Origin of the sequence: Flavonifractor sp. An82, from assembly GCF_002159265.1 — a bacterium.
Lineage (GTDB): Bacteria > Bacillota > Clostridia > Oscillospirales > Oscillospiraceae > Flavonifractor.
The window spans coordinates 1-22,521 of sequence record NZ_NFHG01000021.1 but is presented as its reverse complement, the minus strand read 5'-3'; the positions used below and the strand labels follow the sequence as shown (position 1 = coordinate 22,521).

The 22,521-nt window shown below is 50.5% G+C and carries 20 protein-coding genes; 4 read left to right on the top strand and 16 right to left on the bottom strand.

Annotation, left to right across the window (positions count from 1 at the left end):
• Positions 1–26 precede the first annotated feature (26 nt).
• The 9 genes from B5G34_RS15655 to B5G34_RS15615 form a co-directional block, all read right to left on the bottom strand.
• Positions 27–275, bottom strand: coding sequence for a hypothetical protein (locus B5G34_RS15655; protein WP_087339681.1), 249 nt, complete (start codon positions 273–275; stop codon positions 27–29).
• A gap of 2 nt (positions 276–277) precedes the next feature.
• Complete coding sequence (locus tag B5G34_RS15650) at positions 278–1,396, bottom strand: site-specific integrase (RefSeq protein ID WP_242957083.1); 1,119 nt, start codon at positions 1,394–1,396, stop codon at positions 278–280.
• Between the two features lie 53 nt (positions 1,397–1,449).
• Entirely contained in the window at positions 1,450–1,653 is a 204-nt protein-coding gene (locus B5G34_RS15645; RefSeq protein ID WP_087339678.1) for a hypothetical protein, read from the bottom strand.
• Complete coding sequence (locus B5G34_RS15640; RefSeq protein ID WP_087339676.1) at positions 1,650–1,964, bottom strand: hypothetical protein; 315 nt, start codon at positions 1,962–1,964, stop codon at positions 1,650–1,652. Before B5G34_RS15640 ends, B5G34_RS15645 begins: the two co-directional genes overlap by 4 nt.
• Before the next feature lie 140 nt (positions 1,965–2,104).
• The gene (gene mobP3, locus B5G34_RS15635; RefSeq protein ID WP_087339673.1) at positions 2,105–3,895 is read right to left on the bottom strand and encodes a MobP3 family relaxase; all 1,791 of its coding nucleotides are present in this window, start codon (positions 3,893–3,895) and stop codon (positions 2,105–2,107) included.
• The gene (locus B5G34_RS15630; protein WP_087339669.1) at positions 3,892–4,302 is read right to left on the bottom strand and encodes a hypothetical protein; all 411 of its coding nucleotides are present in this window, start codon (positions 4,300–4,302) and stop codon (positions 3,892–3,894) included. The genes mobP3 and B5G34_RS15630 overlap by 4 nt, the downstream gene beginning before the upstream one ends.
• 305 nt (positions 4,303–4,607) lie before the next feature.
• Positions 4,608–4,979: a hypothetical protein gene (locus B5G34_RS15625; RefSeq protein WP_140397273.1), complete on the bottom strand. Its 372-nt coding sequence runs from the start codon at positions 4,977–4,979 to the stop codon at positions 4,608–4,610.
• A complete protein-coding gene (locus B5G34_RS15620) occupies positions 4,960–5,412 on the bottom strand; it encodes a helix-turn-helix domain-containing protein (RefSeq protein ID WP_087339662.1) in 453 nt (150 codons plus the stop codon). The genes B5G34_RS15625 and B5G34_RS15620 overlap by 20 nt, the downstream gene beginning before the upstream one ends.
• Positions 5,409–5,618: a helix-turn-helix domain-containing protein gene (locus B5G34_RS15615; protein ID WP_087339659.1), complete on the bottom strand. Its 210-nt coding sequence runs from the start codon at positions 5,616–5,618 to the stop codon at positions 5,409–5,411. The genes B5G34_RS15620 and B5G34_RS15615 overlap by 4 nt, the downstream gene beginning before the upstream one ends.
• Before the next feature lie 394 nt (positions 5,619–6,012).
• On the opposite strand from B5G34_RS15615, the gene B5G34_RS15610 reads away from it, so the two are divergent.
• Positions 6,013–7,242, top strand: coding sequence for a DUF6076 domain-containing protein (locus B5G34_RS15610; protein ID WP_087339656.1), 1,230 nt, complete (start codon positions 6,013–6,015; stop codon positions 7,240–7,242).
• Between the two features lie 172 nt (positions 7,243–7,414).
• Here B5G34_RS15610 and B5G34_RS15605 read toward each other — a convergent pair whose 3' ends face one another.
• The 7 genes from B5G34_RS15605 to B5G34_RS15575 are packed head-to-tail and all read right to left on the bottom strand — an operon-like array spanning position 7,415 to position 19,230.
• Positions 7,415–8,050, bottom strand: a complete 636-nt coding sequence (locus B5G34_RS15605) for a hypothetical protein (protein WP_087339652.1) — start codon at positions 8,048–8,050, stop codon at positions 7,415–7,417.
• Positions 8,051–8,073: 23 nt separating this feature from the next.
• Positions 8,074–8,457 carry a rhodanese-like domain-containing protein gene (locus tag B5G34_RS15600; protein WP_087339649.1) on the bottom strand — a complete coding sequence of 128 codons (384 nt, stop codon included), beginning with the start codon at positions 8,455–8,457 and terminating at the stop codon, positions 8,074–8,076.
• The gene (locus B5G34_RS15595; RefSeq protein WP_087339646.1) at positions 8,454–8,987 is read right to left on the bottom strand and encodes a GDSL-type esterase/lipase family protein; all 534 of its coding nucleotides are present in this window, start codon (positions 8,985–8,987) and stop codon (positions 8,454–8,456) included. Before B5G34_RS15595 ends, B5G34_RS15600 begins: the two co-directional genes overlap by 4 nt.
• Positions 8,988–9,025: 38 nt before the next feature.
• The gene (locus tag B5G34_RS15590; protein WP_087339643.1) at positions 9,026–11,743 is read right to left on the bottom strand and encodes an AAA domain-containing protein; all 2,718 of its coding nucleotides are present in this window, start codon (positions 11,741–11,743) and stop codon (positions 9,026–9,028) included.
• Positions 11,744–11,797: 54 nt separating this feature from the next.
• Positions 11,798–13,108: an McrC family protein gene (locus tag B5G34_RS15585; protein WP_242957082.1), complete on the bottom strand. Its 1,311-nt coding sequence runs from the start codon at positions 13,106–13,108 to the stop codon at positions 11,798–11,800.
• Positions 13,109–13,138: 30 nt separating this feature from the next.
• Entirely contained in the window at positions 13,139–16,483 is a 3,345-nt protein-coding gene (locus B5G34_RS15580; protein ID WP_162609500.1) for an AAA family ATPase, read from the bottom strand.
• A complete protein-coding gene (locus tag B5G34_RS15575; protein WP_087339638.1) occupies positions 16,483–19,230 on the bottom strand; it encodes a DUF3427 domain-containing protein in 2,748 nt (915 codons plus the stop codon). Before B5G34_RS15575 ends, B5G34_RS15580 begins: the two co-directional genes overlap by 1 nt.
• Positions 19,231–19,720: 490 nt before the next feature.
• On the opposite strand from B5G34_RS15575, the gene B5G34_RS15570 reads away from it, so the two are divergent.
• The 3 genes from B5G34_RS15570 to B5G34_RS15560 all read left to right on the top strand — a co-directional run bounded on the left by B5G34_RS15570 (position 19,721) and on the right by B5G34_RS15560 (position 22,353).
• Positions 19,721–20,485 (top strand): DUF5986 family protein, encoded by a 765-nt coding sequence (locus B5G34_RS15570; RefSeq protein WP_087339635.1) that lies wholly within the window; start codon positions 19,721–19,723, stop codon positions 20,483–20,485.
• 106 nt (positions 20,486–20,591) lie between these two features.
• Entirely contained in the window at positions 20,592–21,743 is a 1,152-nt protein-coding gene (locus tag B5G34_RS15565; protein ID WP_087339632.1) for an XRE family transcriptional regulator, read from the top strand.
• Positions 21,744–21,798: 55 nt separating this feature from the next.
• Positions 21,799–22,353, top strand: a complete 555-nt coding sequence (locus B5G34_RS15560; protein WP_242957081.1) for a hypothetical protein — start codon at positions 21,799–21,801, stop codon at positions 22,351–22,353.
• Positions 22,354–22,521 lie beyond the last annotated feature (168 nt).

Sequence of the window (22,521 nt, the reverse complement as noted above, 5' to 3'; positions counted from 1 at the left end):
ATACCATAAGCGGGACTACCTGGCAATCAGGGTAGTGCAGGGGGAGGGTTTTCCTTCATCCCCAACATCTTTTGGATCATCGCAAAGTGCTTGGCCACCGTGTGCCGAGTCACCTTTGCCCCCTTGGCGATGACACTGTAGTTTGTCTCGTCGGGGTAAATTTTCATATACTCCCAGATCTGCCGCTGCTTCTTGGTAAGTTTCTCAGGCGATGGGATCCCTCGCAGCCGGTCCAGAATTGCTTTCCGTTCTGCGTTCAGCTGCTGGATGAGCACCTTCAGTTTCTCCTCACATTCTTCACGAGTATGAGCATAGACGCATTTAGAGTGCTTGGTGCCGTCCGGCCAGGTGGGTGAGTACCGGAGAGAGTCTTGGCATCCACACCGCTGGCCAAGGCGTGGGTGGCAAAAGTGTGCCGGAGATCATGGAACCTGATGTGAGGCAGTCCCGCCTCTTTCAGCAGCACCTTCATCCAGTAGTAGGCGGCACTGGGCCGCACCGGTTTCTCCGGAGCCAGAGGATCCGGGAAGATCCACTGACTGATAGCGTGTTTCTTTCGCTCCTTCAGCCGCTGGACAGTACTGGGGGGCAGACGGATAGTGCGTCTACCCCTCTCAGTCTTGGTCTCGCCAATCTCCAGTTCACCCCGCTTAGGTACATTCACCGAGCGGAGGATTTTCAGCGTCCCTGCGTTTTCATCGAAGTCTCTCCACATGAGACCGCAGATCTCACCTCGACGAAGGCCGGTGGTCAACTCCGTGTAGAAGAAGTCCCGCCAGATTTCATTCTTGTCCACTGCCGCCAGGAAGGCATCCATCTGCTCTCGGTCGAGAACCTGCTTTGGTTTGTAGTTGCTCTTGGGCAGCTTGACACCGTCCGTTGGGTTGTAAGGAACGATGTGGTCCCGTTCCGCATCCTTGAGACAGCGGTGGAGCATGGCGTGGATGCGGAGCACCATGCTGTCCGATAGCTCGTGTCCATATTCCGGGTGGTCGTGGACACGCCCCTCTTTCTTCAGCTTCCGGTACAGTTTTTGAATGTCCAGCCGTGTGACTCGGGAGACGATCTTGCCGCCGAGATACGGCTTCACATAGCACCGGATGTACTGCTCATAGCTGCGCAGGGTGTTAGGCCGCAGGGTGACGGCACCGTATTCTTCCATCCAGCGATCCAGCCACTCGCCAAGAGTCATGCGGCTGTCCTCTGTGAGCTGTGCGTCCTGATAGATATCCATGTCACGGTGAAGCTTAGCCAGCAACTCTTTTTGAGTTTTGGCCAACACATATCGGAAGATGGGCTCACCGTTTTCCTTGTGTCCCACCACGATGCGGCCCTCCCAGCGGCCATCCTCCCGCTTGCGGACCATGCCATCTCCGGATGGTCGTCTTTTTGCCATGTTGTTTCACCTCCAGTATTTCAGTTTCATTTGTCGTGCGGTTACTGTGCAGCCTATTTCACAGGAGGATACTTGTCAGGCTCCGCCACGCACTGATAGAGCACAGCGCCGCAGCGGCGGCAGATCAGATACCGCAGCCGGTTGCCCAGCATTCCGTGTTTCTTGAATGTGACCAGCGCTTCGCCGTGCTGCCAGCCAAGACCGATGTCCTCGCATCCACAGTACTGGCACCGCTGAATGGGAAGTCGATTTGTCATCTTGATCCCTCCTCCTGTTCCATTCTGCGGCAGACGCGTTCCGTCTCCTCCTCATCGAAGGAGTACAAGCCATCCGCCTCCAGTTCTTTGCTCAGTCCCCAGGCCAGTTTGAACCCAGCGGTAAAGCTGGCCAAGGAAATCTCTTCTTTCAATAGATTCTGACTGTCCACCAGATGCATGAGCCTGCGCCGCTGTATCTTATCCAAGAAGTCTCGGACCTCCTGGCGGGTGTTCTCGATATCCTCTTCCAACTCTGACACATCCGGTTCCCGGAAGAACCTCTGGTGCAGTGCTCTCATGTAGTCGTTCATTGCGCGTCGCCTCCTTATCAGCAACACACAATACCCGAACTGTCTCCCAATATCCACCCCTTATTTGAAACTTTTTCAGAAAGATTTTTGGACTGTGAAGAGATTTTATCTTTGTTTTGGCATGTCAGATTTTAATACGCCTACATCCCGCCCATGGTCATGCCACCCATGTTCTGCTCCTCCTCATGGTCATCCGGCTTGTGGCCCATGGCGATTTTCTTCTGACGGATCTTCTGGAGCAGTTTACGGTCCGCCCTCTGACTGCCCGGCGGGCAGGGCGGAATAGAGTTGTCCTGAAAGATCCGGCCCATGTGGTGGAGGAGTTTGGTGGCAGACAGGAGCACATTGGGACTGTGGTTGTCATTGAAGTGATCCAGAAAGAACTGGGCATACTCGTTTCCTTGTGACGCGGATTCCCAGAACCAGCGGTATGCCTGTTCTCTGTCCTGACTCACATCCTCACCGGCAAGGTACAGCTTACCCAGGGTGTACTGGGCATACTGGTTGCCCTCCTGCGCGGCATCGCTCAGATACTCCACAGCCCTGGCCGCATTTTTCGGGACATCCGTTCCCTCCAGATACAGTTTCCCCAGCCGGTAGGCGGCGTAGGGATTGCCCTGCGCCGCCGCTTTCTCATACCAGGACACCGCTTCCTCCATCCGCTTTTTCCCCTGCAATAACTTCCCCAGAGCGTATTGGGAAAAGTCATGACCGGCTTCGGCTGCACGGTGGAACCACAATTCTGCTTTCTCGTCATCCGGCAGCACACCCATTCCATCCCGCCAGCACTTGCCCAGCAGGTGAGCGGCCACGGTGAAGCCGGCGCCCCAGAGCTGCTCCATCAACTGCACCTGCTCCGCCTTTTCCGCTTCTGTGTTTTCATATTCCAACAGAATCTCCTTGGCGTTCTGGTAGGCTTCCGCCATCTGCCAGCGGGAGGACCAGGCGTAGTACACCTCCTCCTGGTCCTCATCCACTTCATCTTTCATGGCCGTATCTTCGAATGTGAAAGCACCCAAACGCAGTTCCTCTGCTTCACGGATGACCATGTTCTTGACGGCCTTGAATTCTTGTTGCTGTGACAATGGTTTGTGTTCTCGTGGCGTGTCTTTGTAGTACCGCTCCAACTCATCCCGCATTCGGTTCCAGTGTTCATAGCACTCCGCCACCTCCGGGAGTCTGGCCAGCTCATCCACGATGGCATCCACCTGGGCCTTAACCGGCTTTTTGAGATAACCGTACACCTTCTTGCCCTTGACCTCCGACAGCATTCCGGCCAGCGTTTCCATCTGCCCGGCGATGACAGGACTGTCGCAGAGTCCGGACTTCATCTCTCGGATGAGACGGCCCATGGCCTCTATTGCCGCGTCCCGTACCTGCTGATAGGTCAGATCCTTCTCTTGATAGAGGGACAGCAGCTCATCCTGGAAGATGTCGTTGGACAGCTGGGAGCGCATCTGCTCGATGCCTTTCTCCGTCAGATAGCCCTGCCTGGGATCGGCAGACCAGGCCATCATGTGGATGTGAGGGTGGTGCTTTTCATCGTGGAAGGCGGCCCGCCAGCGAAAGCTGCTGGGCGGGATTTTCATGGCCGCCGCCAGTTCTGTTTGATGGGCCAGCAGCAATCTGCGCCAGCTCTCGCCGTTTTCGTAGCCCAGCCGTGCGGCGTCCTCCCGCTTCAGGGAGTAGATGAAGGTCCACACCGGACCGGCGTGTGCGTTGATCTCCTCCATGGTCTGCTCCAGATTAGCAGCACCGTCCGCTGAAAACAGGCCGTGAGAGCGGGGACGCTCCGCAATGTACTCCAGGTAGCCACCGCCTGCCGTGGGTTCCATCAGTTCCACGCCATCTCGGGTGGCGATGTACTCAGCGTAGTGTCCGCCGCCGCTTCCCGGCTTGATGTAGCCGGACTTTTGAATGAGACCCTTCATTCCTCGATCCTCTTCTGAAACCGAAACGCATCCTGGAAATCAATTTCCCCGTTGGTCTCTTTCACATTTTTTACGCAGCGTACCCGAAGTTTTTGCACCGTATCCAGGTCGACATTGGTACCGCTGGCGAACAGATTCGCCATCAGATCCTGGTCCACTGCCTGCTTGAAGAGCAGATGCCCCATGCGTTTTCCAAAGGCACCCAGCTTTCCCTCCAGCACATCAGAGAGAATACGAGGCAGATATTCCTCCGCGTGTTCCGTGTCCAGGTAGCCGGAATAGAACTGGATCGCCTTTTCGATGTACTCGTTTTTGGTGGAGCAGTTGTCCGCCTGGTAGTGATGTTCCACATTGGCCCAGGCCGATTCACTCAGCCACACCGAGTGTTTCTTCTTCAACTCTTTCATCGCCAAAATCGCCTCCTTTTCTCATCAGCGCCGCCTGAAATCCCACAACAGCGGGGATTCAGGCGATTTTTTACAAGAACAGCGCCAATCTCAAAGCCTACTGGCCGAAACAGCGCCAACTTCAAATCCCCGAAACCGCCCGCACTGCGGGCGGATGTGACTGCCCGGGCGCACAAAAGCGCCAGGGGTTTCTCCTGCTCCTCGTCCCTCCGTGGTTCCTGTTCCGAAAATCCGGCCCAAAGCCGTCCAAAAGCCCTCGGTAGGGCAGGGACTCTGCCCTGTCCCCAGGGAGGGCACACAGCCCCTCACAGGCCGTTACACGGGGGGATTTGGCGGCCAGTCTCACCGTCTTTTGGCTTGGAAAAGACAGTGGCGAAATCCTCGGGGCCGGACACCAGATGCAGGCTGTGCATGACCTGATACAGAATGAGTTCATACACGCTGAGAGAAAAACTGCTGTGTACTTCTGCCTTCTTCTCCTTGGCGAAGGCACGCTGCTCCTCCGTGAGATCGCCCCGCTGTTCATCACAGAGAAAGAGCATCACCGCATTTTCATCCATGGTGTCATCATGACTTTCGTTGTACCGGTTGATGATGTACCACTTTGTTTTCACGGTGCGCCGGGCGGCGAGCACAGGGGTGTGCTCGATGAGACTGTTAAGCATTTGCATCAGCATTGTTTGCACCTTCCTTTCTCTCCAGCGCGGCCAGGCGCTTTGTTACCTTCTGCCGCTCCAGTGCCAGGTCGGCCTCCTGGAACTGCCGCTCGTAGTACTGGTTGATGGACATCTGGATGGGCAGGATGTGATAGAGCAGACGGCCGTTGCGCTTGCGGCCGTCCCTGGTAATGACAGAGGTGTGCTCCGTGCGGATCAGCGATCGCTCCTCCAGCTCCGCCACATACTTTCTCACTGTGGTCACGCACATGCCAACGCCGTCGCCGATCTCCCGGTAGCTGAGCAGACACTGATAGGTCCTGCGGTCCTCCCGGCGCAGCAGGAAGCTGTACACCGAGATCGCGCCCCGGGACAATCCCAGATCGTAGATCTCATTGGGCAGCGGGAAATAGTTTTTGATGGGATCACGCTTGGGCCAGTTCTGCTTTCTCATTTGGCACCTCCAGACTGCTCCTCCGCCCACTGAATGAACTTCTCTTTCGGTACCACCATGCGGCTGCCCACACGCAGTACCGGAAAACCGGGTTCGTGCATCACCTCATAGGCGGTGGAGATGGACACGCCCAGCACCTGCGCCAACAGATTCGCGTTGAGAAACAGCGGCAGGTCGTCATAGCTTTTACAGACTGACATCTTCATTTCAATACCTCCGATCATTTTTAATGCAGAGAAAAATTGTTCTTGCGTTTCGGAGGTCTCTCTGATAGACTGAACACAGTTAGGGCTGTGTTTTCCGAAACGCGGCGGGCCGTTGAACTGTTGCAGCAGTTCAGCGGTCTTTTTTGTTTCTGTCCGGCCATCACCATACCTGTTCCTGCCCTGCGGCCTTGTTTGACACACACAGCGTTTTCTTCCCCCTGGTACGCTCAGCTGTTTGTCCGCGACAGCGTCATGGCAGTACTTCCCCGGTGAGTATCGTTTTTGGTGATGGGTATTTATTTTTCAAGGTGCAGTTGCCCTTCCGGCTGCGTTCATTGTAAAATAAAAAGAGAATCGCTTACATCAGGAAGTGATCTTGAAAGGAGGCGAGCAGATGGCAGATGGAATGACCGCATTGCTGCTGAAGGCAGAGGATAAAAATAGATGGTCCGTGACCCTGCACCATGCAAACGGCTGGGAGATTGCACTTCCCGCCGCAACTCCCGCCGAGTATCTGATCGCCGCTTCGGAGATCGATTACAGCGCGTACCGCCGGGAGATCCGAAACCTGCGGGAACAACATCCTCTGCTCGAGGAGCGGCTTGAGGTTTCGATGGCAGACTTTGAGGATTTTGTCGCCGAGGCACTGCTGCTGCCAAGTATGCTCCGGGACATCGATCCGGTGGGTTACTTTGTACTGGGGCATTTGTTGGAGCAGTCCCTGCGGCAGGAAGATGACGGCAGTGCGCTGTTCCTCCTCAATGCCGCGGCACAGCTGCTTCAGATTCTGGAGGAGCCCATTCGGGCTCAGGTGTACTTACGCAACGCACTGGAGATTGCCTGCGACGGCATGGAGCGGGCCACGCAGCAGGAGCGGTATGAAAAACTGGTTGAAACTTATCCGGAGCTAAAATCGTTGTGTGATCCGATCCTGCTCCCGAAGGAGCCGGGAGAGCACCCGGTCTATGCCGCCTACTCCATCTTTGGATTGCTGGCGCTGCAGTTTGCCCTGTACTTTCATCAGGACAAACAGCGTATTGCCCGCTGTGATTACTGCTGGCGCTATTTCATTCCCAAGACCAGAAAGGAAACCCACTACTGTGACCGGGAGACGGACGGTTTTCCTTGCAAGCAGAGAGGTTCCCGCTTTAAACGCAACCTGGACACGGAACAGGACGAGGCACTGCTGGTCTATAAAAAACTACGGGATCGCATGTATGCCCGTATGCAGCGCTACATCACTGCTCTCCCTGAAAACCGGCAAGACCTGATTCCCATGGACTACCTGCAATATGGAGATTGGAGCGAGAATGCCCGTCTGGCCCGAATTGACTATCTGGACGGAAAGTTGACTGCGGAGGAATTTCTCCGGAAGATCGACACCATGCATGATCTGGAGGACTATTCCGTGGGTGCGGCGCAGACTTCGCCGACGGAAACAGCCTGGCAAAGAATGGTGGCTGACGATATCGGCTTTGACCCGGAACTGCACTACCCGAAAGGATTTATGCTGCTGGATCTCAGAACAGACGATCCCAAATGGCAGACCTTTTCAGCGGACGATCTGCGGCGGAAGTATCAGGAGGGTCACCAGAGTCTGCGTGAAAAATACGGAAGGAAATGACAATCAAAATGTCCCTTCACCTTACAACGGACATTTTTGAGACAATACACAACCCTCATTAGAAAAAATTTTTGAAAATATGCACGAGAAAATAAAATGAGCCGGCGGGCGCTTCATACCGAAGCGCCCACCGGCCTTATTCTTTGTATAGGCGATGTAGATTTTATTCCGTTTACAGGCTCCCGTCCCCTTTGTTGCCGCCAAACTCACAGCCGTACTGATGGCCCTTTCCGTAGTACCAGCGGCCATAGCGATAGCCGTAATGGGGCGGACAGTTGGCGCAGTCACCGTCGCAGTGTCCGTCATGCTTCTTGTTGAGATGACCGGCGACTGCCGCTCCGGCTGCGAAGGCTGCCAATGCCGACAGCAGGCCGCCTTTCTTTTTCGGACGGGCAGCAGAGGATGCCGCTGCCTGCCGCCGGAGTTCTTTCACATCATCAAACACATCAATGCGTGACCGCCTGGAGATTTTTCGGAAGGAGAAATCATCAATCATCAGGTAGATCTCTTCCAACTGCTCCCGGTTGAAGGGAACCGTTGTCTGTTCCGCCATTTTGCTCAGGAGGGACTGATCCACCATAGCCACCATTTCCAGCACCTGCTCCGGGGTGAACCGGACACCGGCAGAGAAGGCCTTTTCCAAAAATTTAGCGGCAAAGGCACTATCCACAAAATCGAGTTCCTCTGCGATCTCCCATACCTCGTCTGCGGGACCATAATCGGACAGGCGATAGGCGTAGCTCTTCTGGGTGCTGGACGACCAGTCATAAAATCCGTCGTAGTATTCTTCCCAGGTCAGTTGCTTCATGCCGGACACCTCGTACTGTTTTCTTACGGCTCGGTTTCATAGGGACAGGTATTGATGCCGCCGAACTCATAGATATTGGTGTAGCCCAACTCGGCCAGAGTGGATGATGCGGTCTTGCTGCGGTTTCCGCTGCGGCAGTAGACCAGCACCGTAGAGTCCTTCCCAGGGATCACCTCAGCGGCAGTATCTTCATCAATGGTACCCACCGGCAGCAGGACAGCGCCGGGGATGTGCCCGCTGTCATACTCGTCCTGCTCACGCACATCCAGGATGATGACCTCCTGGGAGTCCATCATCTCTTTGGCTTCTTCCTGGGTGATCTGCTGGTAGGAGCCGTCGGCGGAATTTCCGCCGCATCCAGTCAGTAACAGCAAAAGGGAAATGAGCAGGGGTAAGATTCGTTTCATTTGAGTTCCTCCAGAAGTTTGGCAGCAAAGGCCCTGTGCCCCTGCTCCGTGAAGTGTACGCCGTCATAGGCAAGAGGGATGTCCCATCTTCCGGCATCGGCAAAGCGGATACCCATTTGCTTAGCCAGGGTTTGACAGAGCCGGGCGAAGGCACGGGAGTCATCAATGAGCTGCGGGCTGGGTACCCATGCTCCCAGGGCCACCGGCGGCGGTGCGATCAGCAGGAGCTTGTTTCGGTCTAATGGAACAGCCGCAAGGAATCGCTCCAATCTCTCAGCAGCCTGCTGAGGACTACATCCTTGGAGCAGATCGTTGGTTCCCAGCATGACGATCAGCAGATCTGTGTCAGCAGGGAAAGCGGGAGTGGCGGACGGAATCTCGCGGCCGTTTTGTCCCATGTTCGAGATCGTCCATCCGGTTTCCGCAGCCAGGATATCCACCCACCGGTTGTCCCCGTCATAGCGCCCGCCGAAATAACCTCGGGGATCGTATCCGTAGGTATTGGAGTCGCCGAAGCAGATAACGTTCATCTTGCCCTTCCTCTTCTCTGTATGGTGTCAATGTTCTATTAACTGTTGGAAACTGCCGCCAACAGCGCCTGCTCCATGCGCTCCTTCTCGCCGCTTCCATCCGTCCGAAGCCGCAGCAGCGGAATCCCACACAGCTCAAAAATCCGGTTTTTCTTTTCATCTCTGCCCGCCTGGATGCTCCCTTCGGCATGGAAAGCGGCACCGTCTACTTCGATGGCCAGCAGAGGCGATTTGTCCATGCGGCGGAACAAGAGAAAGTCCACATGGGTCAAGGGATTGCGGGCGTACACAGTTTCTTCCTCCGTCAATATGGAGTAGTCTTTCACCAGATTGACCAGGGACACATGGGCTGCGCAGTCCACAAAAGAAAACTCTGCTTTTTGAAGGATATTCTGGATCACAGCATAGGCAAGATTTTCCGAGTCGTATTCTGAAACTCGCCCGTGCTTTTTCAAAAAGGCCCGCCGCTGCTCAGCGTACCCCTGATAGAGCAAATCGAAAACGGAGTACACCGCGCTCTCAATCACCGCACAGTTGTTGTACTCAATGTAGCGGGCCAGATCGCCGTAGTTGGTTCGGTCATTCTGCGGGTCCTGGGAGGTAACGACGGTCAGGGACTTAACTGCACGGGACACCGCTACATTCAGCATCCGGGGATCATCCACAAAGTCCGTAATGACATTGTCCACGGAAGTCAGGACGATGGCATCTTTCTCCCGCCCCTGGAATTTATGGACGGTAGCCACTTCCAGTCCCTTGCCCAGTTGGGTTTGGATCGCCGCCACCTGGTCTCGGTACGGCGTGATGATGCCAATACTCCCATATCCCTGTCTTTCCAGGCTGGGAAGGACCTCCTGTCGGATCACATCAATTTGTCTCTGGTTCAGATGGCCACGGGCGTGGTTGCCGGGCGCTGTCCGGTACATGGTCAGGACATCCGATTCTTCATGGTCCTCTGTCATGACGATGAGTTTCCCGCCATAGAATTTCTGGTTGCAGAAATTGATGATCTTGGGATGGCAGCGATAGTGTTCCCGCAAAAGGACAGTAGGAGCCTCTGGCCATGCAGCAATCGCAGAGGAGAGCAGACTGTGGGCGGAGAAATGGTAAGTCTCCGGGAGAGAATACTGTTCCCAGATTTCCTCGCTTTTATGGATATTCTGGCTGTCCAGTACATTGGGAAGCTGCTGGAGATCGCCTACAATGACGATATTCCTGGCGCTGGCGAAGGCCAGTACACCGGTGGCCAGATCCACCTGAGAAGCCTCATCTACGATGAGATAATCGTAGGTATGTTCAAAGTTCAGGGTGCCCTTGATGGAGTAGGTCGTGCTCAGGATTACCGGATATTCTCGATTGAATTCCTGGGATCTTCCCCGGAAATCCCGCGTTTCAAAACACTTGCGGGCCTCTTGCCAATGGAACTTTTCACTCAGTTCTGCCCGGAATAACCGCAGAGACTTTTCCGTCAGTTCCTCCATCTTTTGGTCAAAGGCATACTGCTCCAGCTTTTTCTCCAGCTGCGCCCGCTCTTCCATCAATTCCCGCCGGCGCACCACATAGAATTGCCGTTGGAGATACGGGATCACCAGTTCCGGTGTTTGGAGGAACACTTTCAGCGCACTGCGGTTGAAGCGAAACAGGATGCATATCTTCTGGAGCAGGCCCAATTTGCTCTGCTGCTGAGCATGCTGTTCGTACTCTAACCAGAGGGACAAAATCTTTTGAGAGGAGAGCCCTTTCACCTCATCTTTGGGCGCCTGGGCATAGGTGCTGTAGTACTCACCGAAATAATGCTGCTCCGGTGTCAACTGCAGAAGTTCCTGCTCAATGGCGGCAATGCGGTTCTTCCCGTTGAGCATCTTGCTGAGTTCTTTGGAGAGCCCCGTCACTTCCTGGTCCAACTGGGACTTCTCCTCCGGTTCCAGAACCCATGCCGACATATCGGGATATCGGCCCGTCTGTGCCTCCAGAAAGTGATCCTTATTGGCACGGCTCCCCAGAAAAGCGGTCAGGAAAGAAAGGCCCTTTTTCTCCAATTTTTCCGCCACATTCAAGGTGGCGGAGTTGTTGTTGGAGACAACGGCCACGGTCTGGCCGTTTCGGACCGCATTGGCGATGATATTCAGAATGGTCTGTGTCTTTCCGGTACCGGGAGGCCCCTGGATAATGCTGACTTGGGAGGAAAGGGCGTTCTCCACCGCTGTTTTCTGGCTCTGATTCAGGCCAAAGGGATAGATGACTGCCTCGGGAAGCGCCCGCACCGCAGGCTTCTTGGAAGAATCCAGGTAGCAGGAGAGAACGGTTGCGTCGCTGACACTTTTGACCCGCTCGTACTGGGCACTCAGGATATTGAGACCGCCTTCGGCTACCAGACTAACCGCCGCTGCCGTTTCTTTGAAATATTCAAAAACACCAGCCTGTTTCTGGTTTGTGAGGCAGTTTTTCTGAAGTTCCACCTGGCTTTTGGGGTATGTAAGAGCTGTTTTCCCAGTTCTGAGGAACCGATAAAAGGGGCCAAAATCCAAAATCTCATCGACCTGCGAAAGAGGATTTCCGTCCACGGTAATGATAAACTGCGTGGGATCAATTCGGCTCTGTACTTTTAGGAGCTGCACTTTTTCGGCACGGTAGCGATACGTTTTAGGGGAAGTGGCATAGACCACCTCGCACATGCCGTCCTGGAAACGGAAACTGGCGACGGAGTCAGTCTTATCCTGCCCGTTGATCAGGAGCATGTATTTTGGGCTATCCATCGCAGACCTCCTTTCGCCGTTTCGCTGTACGCTCTTCATGATGACCGTATATTGCTATTTTGAAGGCTGGGACGCTATATCCAGTAACTCTCTTACCGCTTCAACCATAGCAATCGGAGAATCCAAATGCAAGGTCTGCACCCTGACCAGGCTCCCGCTGGAAGAAGAATAGCAAAAAGGAATTTTCTGATCTGCTATTGCCTCACAATCCGGATAAAGCAGCACCGTCTGTTTTGCCGCATATTCTTTCTGGTATGCGTACATCTGGTACATATCAGCCTGTGAGATTCCGTAATTGTGCCACTGAGGGGACAGAAGTTTCCACTTGGTGTCTAATACGGTCTTTTCCCCGCTGTTCAAATCTTCAATCACCAAGTCTGGCCGCAGGGCAAACTGTTTTTGAGGCAGTTCAAAGAGATATTTACCTTTTGCCTGCACATAAACACGATATTGCCTGGAGTCCAAATTTTTCCGCAAGACCGCCGCCACATAGCTTTCAAACACGCGCTCCATGGGGAAAAGAAGGGGCAGGGCGGCCTGCCCGCCGGAAAAGGCTGTAAAACTCTTCCCCTGCAAAAACACCCGGCACAGCTCCAGAAGCCGCTGGTAGTCTGCCATAGAACGGGATTGCCCGCAGCGCAGGAAGTCCTGCTCCACATTTTGGGATACCGGGACTTGCTCCATGACAGATAGCACGACCCGAAGATCCCTGCGGTTTTGTAGATCTGTGGTGTGCCGCTGCAGGTAGAGCGCTGTGGACTTCACCAGGCGGTTTTCCGGACAATCCACGCTGAATACATCGTACTCCACGAAGATCCGTTCCCGATGCAGCAGGTTTTTTCGAATATGCTCTGAGAATACGATTTTCCCACGGACACAAGTTTCGTTGTCCTGCTTTGTCGTATAATCCGATTTCAAGCCGCGTTGAATCAGCCGATGGGCCTCGTCCAAAAACATACGCACGAACAGGTCCAGCAAACGCATGCGGGAAGTATTCAAGTGGGCAGTGCGAAATGTCTTGAATGGGGCTTCCTGAACTGTTCGAAGCATGGTGAGAAACACCTTGCGAACAGCTTGGTCACTGTTGTCCCCTGCCAACGTCAGTTTGGGCAGAATTTCAATCTCTGTTCCGTCTTTGGTAGTGATCACTCCCACATAGTTTTTGGCGGTGATCACTTTGCCCACGCCGGGCCTTGCACTCAGACTCATCAACTCCAGCGGCTGGGTACTGGAGCCTTTCTCCCGATTGGATAAAATAAACTGCTCCAGCTGATCGAAAGCGTGTTCCGGCAAAGAGATCATACCTGCCCGCGGCGGGCCATTCCGGGTAAACCCCATGTATTCCCGAATGGTATATTGTTTCAATGGAGTTCACCTCCCAATGGACTGCGCCAGTCAGAGATTCCGGTACACTTCTGCATCAAAGAATGCATCTGGATTGATGCGGTATGTGGGGTTTACCTCAAATTCAAGTTCTGTACCGAACAAGCTCTGCAGATCGGCTGTTTCCACCTTGAAAAATCGCTGACGATCCGGACGCTTTTTATCCCCCAGCACAAGGCAGATTTTCTCATAGTCGTCATAGAAGTACTCCTGAAGAAGCGGAATGACTTTATCCCGGAAGATCTCACCCAGGGTCTGGATGGACGGAGACTGACGCAGAGGGGTAAAGAAGGCATGTCCCAGCGTATGCTCCCGGTCAAACAGCACCTCGATCCGGCGGTTCAGCGTCGTAAGCAGGCCGCTGACGGAAATACCCTCGACTTCTATGCCATTCAGGATGCCGCTGTCCGGCATCATCTCTACAAAGCTGAACCGGCGCCGGAGGGCGGTATCCAGCAGAGCGATGGAACGGTCCGCCGTATTCATGGTGCCCAGCAGATAGACATTATCCGGAATCCCGAAAAGTTTTTGAGAATACGGCAGTCTGACTTGTAACTCCTCACTTTGGCCGAGACGTTTGGAGGGTTCAATTAATGTGATCAGTTCTCCAAAAATTTTGGAAATATTTCCACGATTGATCTCGTCAATAATAAATACATAAGGCTTTGTTTCTACCGCAGTTGTCGGTGTAAAGCCATTTTTCTCAAGGACTTTGATGACTTCAGCTGCGGTGGTATCCAGCTGATACACCGTAGATTGAACCAGGGATCGAGATAATTGAAACTCTTCAATATCAATTTTTTTGCCCTTCAAAAGCCAGTTTACTTTTCGGGAACGCTTATAGTGATCTTCATTTGGGAGCCATTCCGGATCACCGGTGATAACGCCGATGGCATCAATGGTTCGGGCAGAATAGCAAGAAAGGACAATATCTCCTAACTGCATCCGGTTCAGAAATGCGTTCAGCACATATTTTCCGCCAACAAAGTAATTCGTTTCGTCTGTGACGGTTTCGCCATACTCATCCCATCCAATGCGAATACAGTTGTTTTGCATGCAGGAGTTACGCAGCGGATGCCCTCCTGTACCACCGAGAGAGACCTTCCATACAGAAGGCGTGTCGGAAAAGCCGTAGGGGGATTGTTTAGCATCTGCGATTGGGATCTGTGCTTTCAAGCAAAATGCTTTAAATACACCCTTCGTAATCTCATATTGGATCTCACCGGCCTCTTCTTCGTTTTCGCCGAAGAACTTGGGACGAATTCCCTCGATAAAATCTTCATACCCAAAAGACTGGTGGAAGGTAGTGAACTCAATCCGCCCATCCTGCCGGTACTGCCGATACCGCTCCAAGACCTTTTCGTGGTTTTCTGCCTGGATATCTTCCAGCGATTTCCCCTCTATGATCGCCACAGCATAGTTGACGGTCTGGTAGGTCTTTCCCGTCCCAGGAGGGCCATAAAGAATTGTGTTCTTTGCAAAAGGCATCGGTTTTTTCACCTCTATCTGCGGCAGACGTTGTAATGCATCTGCTAATTCATCACGAAGTTTCCAGGAGTATGTACCAGGCTGATCCTGGAGCGCTGTACGGCCCACAAACAAAATCGGCCACCATTTCTGATCGTTGTTTTCATTCTGAACCAGGGGGCACCCCGTTTTTTCCTGCACTCTCCGGGCAAGCTGAACCATACTGCCGTTATAATGAGCAGACGTATCCCCTAATCTTAGACTCAGCTGTTTGCAGGTCGCCTCTCCGCCTGCCTGTTGAATGGCTTTCAGAATTTGCAGATTTTCCACCGTGCAGACTGTTCTGTCCGCAAGAAGTCCCAACCACTGTTCCGTGTTGATCTCCGGATCATACTCTGCCAAGGAGGGCCAATAATCGCTTTTATTCAACTGGCTTCCAAAGTAGACGATATCGTCGGCTAACAGATGATGTCCATCGTCCGGATAATATTCACGCCCCAACTCGGCTCGCTTGATCTGGAACATATTCAGCAGTTCGCTGTCCTGTTGGACACAAGCAAGGACCCGGTCAGCCACCTCCTGATAGGTAAGTACATTCTGGGGATCTCCCATTTTGCAGGTGGCCTGTAAATCTGTCTCAGCCAGAAAAGCTTTGAGTTTCCCGTATTGATAGAGGAAATACCGGTCGGGCTGCGCAAAGAACAGATAGGTGCAAATGGTGCGGTCCCCTTGATAATGCTGTTTCATGCTTTCTTTGAACTGATATTTGGCTAACAGGGTGTCTGCACTTTTCTCAAAATTCTGAATTTCTTCCACTATATCTGCTTGAGGGGCCAGAAGTCGCTGAAACATGTCCCAAACCGTATCGGGTTCTTTTTCCGCAAAAAATGTGATCATCTTGCGTGGAAAGGAGTAATTGGTGTCCATCAGATTGCCCGCCTGTGCCAGAGATTCCTTCAGCATTTCAGCAAAATCTGATCTCCCCGGATTCCAATGCTCCTGGAAACACTGGACGGCCCGCCACTTATATGCTTCTTCTGGAAACCATGCGTCAAAGGATTCTTTATATTGGCTGACAACACGGCGGATGGGATCGGCAGACAGCTCCCACGCTGCCATATCCAGAATCCGATAATTCTTGAAAGAGAAATTAGCATCCCGGAAAGTTTTGATTTTCCGGCAGTTATCTATATAACTTTCCAATTTTCCGCGGGATTTCAGCTCAATTCCCAGTGCGGCAAAAATATCCTCACTGCCCACATTGCTGTTGATGACCGGGAAGGTAAGCGGTTTTAGGCAGTGCAGTACCACAGAGGCTGCAGCGGCCTGCATTCCACGAAACGATTTCGTCAGCACCGATACGGCACGCTGGAACATCTCCTCATCGTCCGTCATATCCAGAAGATCTACGCACATCCTGATAAAAGTGCGCACGGATTGGATATCTGTCTTGCCTTGGAATGAGTAGAACCCAGTACCAAACATTCCAATATGGCCTGTGCCGGAGACGGCTTTTTCCTGGTACTTGTACACGCCGGCATCCGCCCGGTTTTTCAGGTCATCAATCAGATGGTCCAACTCTTGTTTACGCACTTCGGACAGATGTGTCGCATGGATAGGAGCATACTTTGCCACACGCTGTGGGAGATCCTTCAAGGCAGCATCAGCCAGGGCGTGAATTTCTTCCACTGTAAACGGAGTTTCTTTTTCTTCGTTACGCTTCTTTACAATTTGCAGATGTTTCTCGATCCATCGTTGCTTTTCCATCACAAACCGCTGAATATCATTGTCCTTCATCTCCAGCGGTACTCGGGCAACAATACGCAAATCTTTTTTAACTTCAATCGCAATTGTCCGTCGTTTAGAACGAATAATTTCAAGTTGTTCCATCATTTCGTCAGCCCAAAATCATATTGCAAATAATCCGGCAGACTATGCTCCATTACCACATCAAATAGGTATGTGCCATTCCCGGTTTCTGTTTTACGGCAATTATGTAGCGTCCCTTTTCCTACATAGGTGAATGGTAGAACGATGCCGTTTTCACTGGATACCTTTCGAATAAACAAATGGGCATAGCTGCTGGCCCTTAGCTTTGCTAAATCAGACACGGGAAGATGCGCCATAGATTCCCACTGAAATACGTCTGGTTGCAAAAATTTATCTTTGTAGTTGAGTTTATCTGCTTCCGGCAAATCCTTTTTCAAAGAAGCAAAGATTACTACATAGTCATCGTAGTAGTAGGTCCCAACGGCTGTATAGCCGGGATTTTTCAGCAGCTTCAGCTGCACCTGATCCATACGGTAGTTCTGCCACAGTTTGAAGCCAGTCTCCTCCCCGTTGTCGGCATAATAGCGGGTGATACCATAGGTCAGGAGGTCATCCACATACTCCTGCAACTGATCATCCAATTTGATGCAAAGAGACAGAGTATCGTTGCCGCTGGTGACAACCTTCAAAAACTGCAAAGCGTGTTCCAGCTGCTCTTTTCTGTAACCAGGGATCTTTTCCGACAATTCCTGATCGAGTTCTTCTATCCTGCTGGTACCGTTCATGAGGCAGCGGACGATCTCAAACTCATGGAGGCGCACCAGAGGGAGCAGGCCCGAAAGGTATCCAATGAAAGCCGTCTGTTCTTCGGTAAATACCGGCAGATGTTCTTCTCCGATCCCTGTCAGGAAATTGTAATAACAGCCCGTCTTTTTGCCGCCAATTTTGATACTCATGAAGCGGATCAAATCCGGGGCGCAGTCGTTATTCAGGTAGTCCATGTGCCGCGGGTAAAATTCGGAGCTCATATACTTTTTGAAGTTAAAATAGTCCTGCTTCAGGTACTTGATGGCATTGAAGTTCTCCTGGTCAATAAAGTCCAAAATTTCTTCTTTACTCAGATCATCAATACGTATCTCTACACCGTACTCAGAAAGCCCGAGTGCTACAAAATCATCCCGCACCAGAGAGGCCATCAAGCGCTTCTCCACAACAAAGTTTTCTGCCAAAGAGGACAGTGCAAATGCGATCTGCACACTACGTTTATAGCTGTTTCCGATGAAGTCCAGCACTGTTACATAGGGTTTGTTATCATATTTTCGCAAGCCACGGCCAAGCTGTTGAATAAAAATGGTGGAGGATTCGGTGGGGCGCAAAAAGAGAACCATATTTACGCCGGGAATATCCACACCTTCATTGAGAATGTCCACTGTAAAAAGAATTTCCAGCGAGGCGCTGTCGCTTTGCAGATCATTATAGGCGCGGATTCGTTCACCAATGTCATTTCGCCCTGTCAGGTAGGCAGTATGATATCGTTCCCCCATCACTTCACTCATCATACGGGCATGGGTGACATTGCGGCAAAAGGCAAGTGCCTTCAGCTTACCTTTCGGACGATGGGCTTCAATTTGTTCCGCAATAAATTCACAATGCTCATCATTGGCCATCTGTGCAATTAAGCGCCGCTCTTCTTTGGCAGTCAGGCCATAGTCCACCAGAGAATCACGGATGCCATAGTATTTGAATGGGACCACCAGATCGTTGACAATCGCATCTCGAAGCCGCAGTTCATAGGGTACATTCTTATCAAACAGCTCAAAAACATCCTGGTTGTCCATCCGCTCCGGCGTAGCGGTAAGTCCCAGCAAAAACTCCGGCTCAAAATAAGCAATGATTTTCTTGTAGGTCTCAGCTGTAGCGTGATGACATTCATCAATAATGATGTAGTCAAATTCGTCTTTACGAAAGAGCTCCAGTGTTTTGCACATGGTAATATTCGTAGCAAAGACAAAGTCCGCATCGGATTCCTTACTGGTTCCACTGTATATGCCGTAGGACACGGCGCTGCCAAACACATCCTGGAATGTTTCCAGTGATTTTTTCAGAATAGACCCCTCATGCACTACATAGAGCAGACGTTTGGGATTGAAATTCAGTGCGTCAAAAGCTGCCAGATATGTTTTACCACTGCCTGCCGCCGCAACCACCAGTGCTCGATTTGTACCTACTGCCCGGTAGCGATTCAACTCTTTTAGAGCCTTGCGTTGCATAAAGTTAGGCTTTACAAGCGCAGCTGACAGGTCATAATCCATATCCCACCGCTCAATTGCAAAATTCAGCTTGTTGGCATACAGATTTAGAATTTCTGAATTCAGTAGATGAGTAGCATTCCACTTATCTTCAAATTCCTCCATGGCCTGTCTATATACAGCATCATCCTGCACCACTACATCCCACTCAATATTCTTGAGCAGGGCATACCGGGTAATGTTTGAGGAGCCTACAATGACCTCTTGGTGATCGTTAAACGCGAACAGATATCCCTTGGAATGGTACCCAAGCGTGGCATAACCCGAATCATGAAAACACTCATAATCCAGATGGCACTGGAAATTAGGACAACGCCCCATGAGCGAGAAGAAACTTTTCAGTGACTCAAGATCCGTGAAGTTTTGATAGGTGGAAGTAATGATACGACCTCTACACCCTCGCTCCACAGCAGCCTCTATATCTTTGAATAACAAAACCAGGCCAGCTTTTTTTATAAAGCTGACCGAAAAACAAAAGGAAGTACACCGGCGCAAATTATCCTTGAGTTTTTCTAAAAAAGTGGTTTCCGTATAATTCGTTAGAAATTGATTTGTCATACTGGTGCCCCCAGCTTCTGGTGTGTTCCATGTCCATCAAAACATTTGAAATAGTACATTTTATGAGCAGACCATACGGACAAGCAAAAATGCTCTGCCATGCGGCAGAGCATTTGGTTTATACATTCGTGCCGCCAAGGCTACTTCCAACACCTGACAGCGTTGTGTCTAATAATAGCACATCCAATAGAGATTCGCAAGAAAATCATGTCTTCATATAGTTTTAGTCTCTCCATAACATAGAAGAAGGGCGGTTTCTGCATCTGTTGTGTTTGCAGTTATGTTACTGCACAATCAAAATAATCAGGCTGTAGAACGTACATCTACTGGAGTTCACTGGATTCTAAGTAGATGAGATGAGTTTTTCTCGTATCAAGCTGTATTCTTTTTGCTTTATGGTGTAGAAATTGAAGAATCTTGCCAAATAGAGTCCTTGACATTTTTCGATAAAACGCCTATAATTAAGTCAAACTTTGCAAGGAGGTGCAGCATGCACACAGACATCATTTCCTTTTCTACTGACTTGGTTTCCAAAGTCGTTCGTTGCGTAGAAGATGCCGTTGGCGATGACATTCAAGCTGACATCCAGCGGAATGACCTTCAAACACGAAACAGCGTTCCTTCTCGCATCTGGGATTTCTTGAATACAAATGTTGTCAAGGCTCTGGATATAGAGGATTGCACTATCGCAAAAGCACATCGTGGCCCGTGGGAGATGTTAGTGATTTTTGAAAAATCCACACAGTGCATACTCACCTTTATGCGCGAAAAACGATTTGCGGAATTGCAGAAACGGCAACGGCAGCGCAAACGGATGCACTATATTGACATGATGGCTCGCCAGTTTAATCAAGATCTTCTGATAGACCAACAGCAGCTCTGTCTAATTCCTCACCAGTTTTCTGATGAAGAAAGGCTTGCGGAGTTAGTGCAAACGCTGTTACGTGATTTAGGAAGCGACGCCGATCTTGTTCGTCACCATGTCCTTGTGTTATTTGATACAACAGGGTATCGTCTTACGCATATCCGTGCGGTTATGGTCACTCCCTCCCTGGATATTGCCCGGGGCAGCGAACAAGACTGGTCTAAGTACATTAACGCAGACGAAAGTATTGTCGTAGAGAAGGTTTCCGATCCTACAGCACCGGAAAACAAGCCGGGACGTGGACTCTCTCTTACAGCGAAAGCCATGGCTCGCAAGAAAGACAGACCTGAGAGAAAGGATACAAAAATTTCTTTCCAAAAGGATGGCTAATAGATTAGCCATATAAGGATCACCAAAGCAACACCCTTATATGGCTTTCTGAAAGTACAGATACTTAGCCAACCAACAATTACTGTTTTGAAGAGGAGCACCCCATATGAAAGCCCAGTTTAATGGTGAGCGCTTGAAAAAGGCACGCATATATAGAGGGTTAACTGTTGCCGAATTAGCAGAGAGAGTCGGTTGTCAGCGCCAAACCCTCTCAATGTATGAGATTTCTAAAAGCCAGCCAACAGGAAAAGAACTCGTTGAACATTTATCACGTGTGCTTAGATTTCCTGTTAAATTCTTTTATGAGCATCCAGTATCCAGTGCAGAGAGTACAGTATATTTTCGGTCACTTCTTACTACCAGCAAGAAATACCGCAGCGAACAGATTGTAAAAATGAGTTTTCTTTCTCAGATATATTCACTGTTACAGGATTACATTTCTTTTCCAGTATATGAACAACCTGCTTTCCCAGAAGGTATTACTCCTGAAGAAGCTGCCTATGCATTAAGAGACGCATGGGGACTTGGTCGTGGTCCAATTGACAACATCATATCTCTTGTGGAACAACACGGTATTTTAGTCACTTCTTTTTCTACAAGCACGGATGATGTTGATGCGTTTAGTCAGCTTGTAGGGACATCTGGCACGCCAACCTATCTTATCGCATATTCCAATAATAAAACATCTGCTGCACGGATTCACTTTGATATTGCTCATGAACTCGGACATATTTGTCTACATGAATGGAGCGAAGATATTGAAGACCTTTCAAAAGAGGAATTTAAGCGCAGAGAACGTGAAGCAAATGATTTTGCGGCAGCTTTCTTGCTTCCAGAAGATACCTTCAGAAAAGATGCAGAAGCTGGCCCACAGACAATCGTTTATTACAAACAGCTCAAGAAGAAATGGAGAGTTTCGATCGCGGCAATGATTCGAAGAGCTGAAAAGCTTGCCGTAATCTCTAAAGAGGACTATCAGTCGTTGATTAGAATCATGCAACGGCGTGGTCAAAGGAAAGAAGAACCGCTGGATGATGTACTTATTACAGCTTCCCCGGCACTGTTGAAAGCATCCGTTATGATGCTGCTTCAGGAAAATGTTTTTACTGCTAAAGAGTTTATGGATGAATTATCCGTAGAATATGGATTGAGCATTGACTCAACAGAAGTCGAGTATTTGCTGGATCTGCCGGCTGGCACGTTATCTGCTTCAAAAATTCTCGATTTTCCGGCAATTCAGATTAAGCGCAACAAATAATAACTGTACTTTACTTTGTAGTAAAACCTGAACGGAGAAGGGAGGTATAATACTTATGGCCAGTGTTTATTGGGAACGACTTATACGAAGAGTACTTGAATTATCTACAGCAAATGATTGGGATACTGCTGTAACGGAATGGGAAATTGCTGATTGCGAAGAAGATGATACTCTGAGTGAATCCTGCGTTTGTGGCAAGGAGCATTTATACTATCTATTTACCATTGAAAATGTCGTAAATGGGAATACTCTATTTCCCATTGGAAGTTCCTGCATTAAAAAATTTGGTCGAGAAGATTTGGATGACGAAGTGGCAGTTCGAGAAAAGATGTTCAAACTGTATCATGCAGTGGAAAATAACCAGTTTATTTCTCTTTCTCCAGAGTTTTTTTCGCGAAAGATTCTAAAGAAGCTGTATGAAGATGGAGCGTTTGATTGTGAATACAATGGTTACGACGGATATGACGATTATGAGTTCATTTTGAAAATGTTTAACAAGAGAGATAAATTCTCCATCACTATTAACCAGGAAAAAAAGATCCGAGCTATCATTGTTGCTTCAATTCGTCCATATTTGCATGATCAGTTAGCGGGAAAGATAAAGTATTAATATTGTTTTGGAATATTCCATTTGAATTCAGGCAATTACTATAATCAGGCTGTATTCTTTGTGTCAACGCCGGACGGAAAAAAATCTAAAACGCCGGACAGAAAATGACCCAAACGCCGGAACTCCGTCCGCCGGTCAGTTATCCGCCGGAAGCTCAGCTGGAGGAAC

What these genes read in the sequence shown, in the direction of transcription:
- B5G34_RS15650 (WP_242957083.1), bottom strand. Translation starts at nt 1,396, where the DNA reads ATGGCAAAAAGACGACCATCCGGAGATGGCATGGTCCGCAAGCGGGAG.
- B5G34_RS15645 (WP_087339678.1), bottom strand. Translation starts at nt 1,653, where the DNA reads ATGACAAATCGACTTCCCATTCAGCGGTGCCAGTACTGTGGATGCGAG.
- B5G34_RS15640 (WP_087339676.1), bottom strand. Translation starts at nt 1,964, where the DNA reads ATGAACGACTACATGAGAGCACTGCACCAGAGGTTCTTCCGGGAACCG.
- mobP3 (WP_087339673.1), bottom strand. Translation starts at nt 3,895, where the DNA reads ATGAAGGGTCTCATTCAAAAGTCCGGCTACATCAAGCCGGGAAGCGGC.
- B5G34_RS15630 (WP_087339669.1), bottom strand. Translation starts at nt 4,302, where the DNA reads ATGAAAGAGTTGAAGAAGAAACACTCGGTGTGGCTGAGTGAATCGGCC.
- B5G34_RS15625 (WP_140397273.1), bottom strand. Translation starts at nt 4,979, where the DNA reads ATGCTGATGCAAATGCTTAACAGTCTCATCGAGCACACCCCTGTGCTC.
- B5G34_RS15620 (WP_087339662.1), bottom strand. Translation starts at nt 5,412, where the DNA reads ATGAGAAAGCAGAACTGGCCCAAGCGTGATCCCATCAAAAACTATTTC.
- B5G34_RS15615 (WP_087339659.1), bottom strand. Translation starts at nt 5,618, where the DNA reads ATGAAGATGTCAGTCTGTAAAAGCTATGACGACCTGCCGCTGTTTCTC.
- B5G34_RS15610 (WP_087339656.1), top strand. Translation starts at nt 6,013, where the DNA reads ATGGCAGATGGAATGACCGCATTGCTGCTGAAGGCAGAGGATAAAAAT.
- B5G34_RS15605 (WP_087339652.1), bottom strand. Translation starts at nt 8,050, where the DNA reads ATGAAGCAACTGACCTGGGAAGAATACTACGACGGATTTTATGACTGG.
- B5G34_RS15600 (WP_087339649.1), bottom strand. Translation starts at nt 8,457, where the DNA reads ATGAAACGAATCTTACCCCTGCTCATTTCCCTTTTGCTGTTACTGACT.
- B5G34_RS15595 (WP_087339646.1), bottom strand. Translation starts at nt 8,987, where the DNA reads ATGAACGTTATCTGCTTCGGCGACTCCAATACCTACGGATACGATCCC.
- B5G34_RS15590 (WP_087339643.1), bottom strand. Translation starts at nt 11,743, where the DNA reads ATGGATAGCCCAAAATACATGCTCCTGATCAACGGGCAGGATAAGACT.
- B5G34_RS15580 (WP_162609500.1), bottom strand. Translation starts at nt 16,483, where the DNA reads ATGGAACAACTTGAAATTATTCGTTCTAAACGACGGACAATTGCGATT.
- B5G34_RS15575 (WP_087339638.1), bottom strand. Translation starts at nt 19,230, where the DNA reads ATGACAAATCAATTTCTAACGAATTATACGGAAACCACTTTTTTAGAA.
- B5G34_RS15570 (WP_087339635.1), top strand. Translation starts at nt 19,721, where the DNA reads ATGCACACAGACATCATTTCCTTTTCTACTGACTTGGTTTCCAAAGTC.
- B5G34_RS15565 (WP_087339632.1), top strand. Translation starts at nt 20,592, where the DNA reads ATGAAAGCCCAGTTTAATGGTGAGCGCTTGAAAAAGGCACGCATATAT.
- B5G34_RS15560 (WP_242957081.1), top strand. Translation starts at nt 21,799, where the DNA reads ATGGCCAGTGTTTATTGGGAACGACTTATACGAAGAGTACTTGAATTA.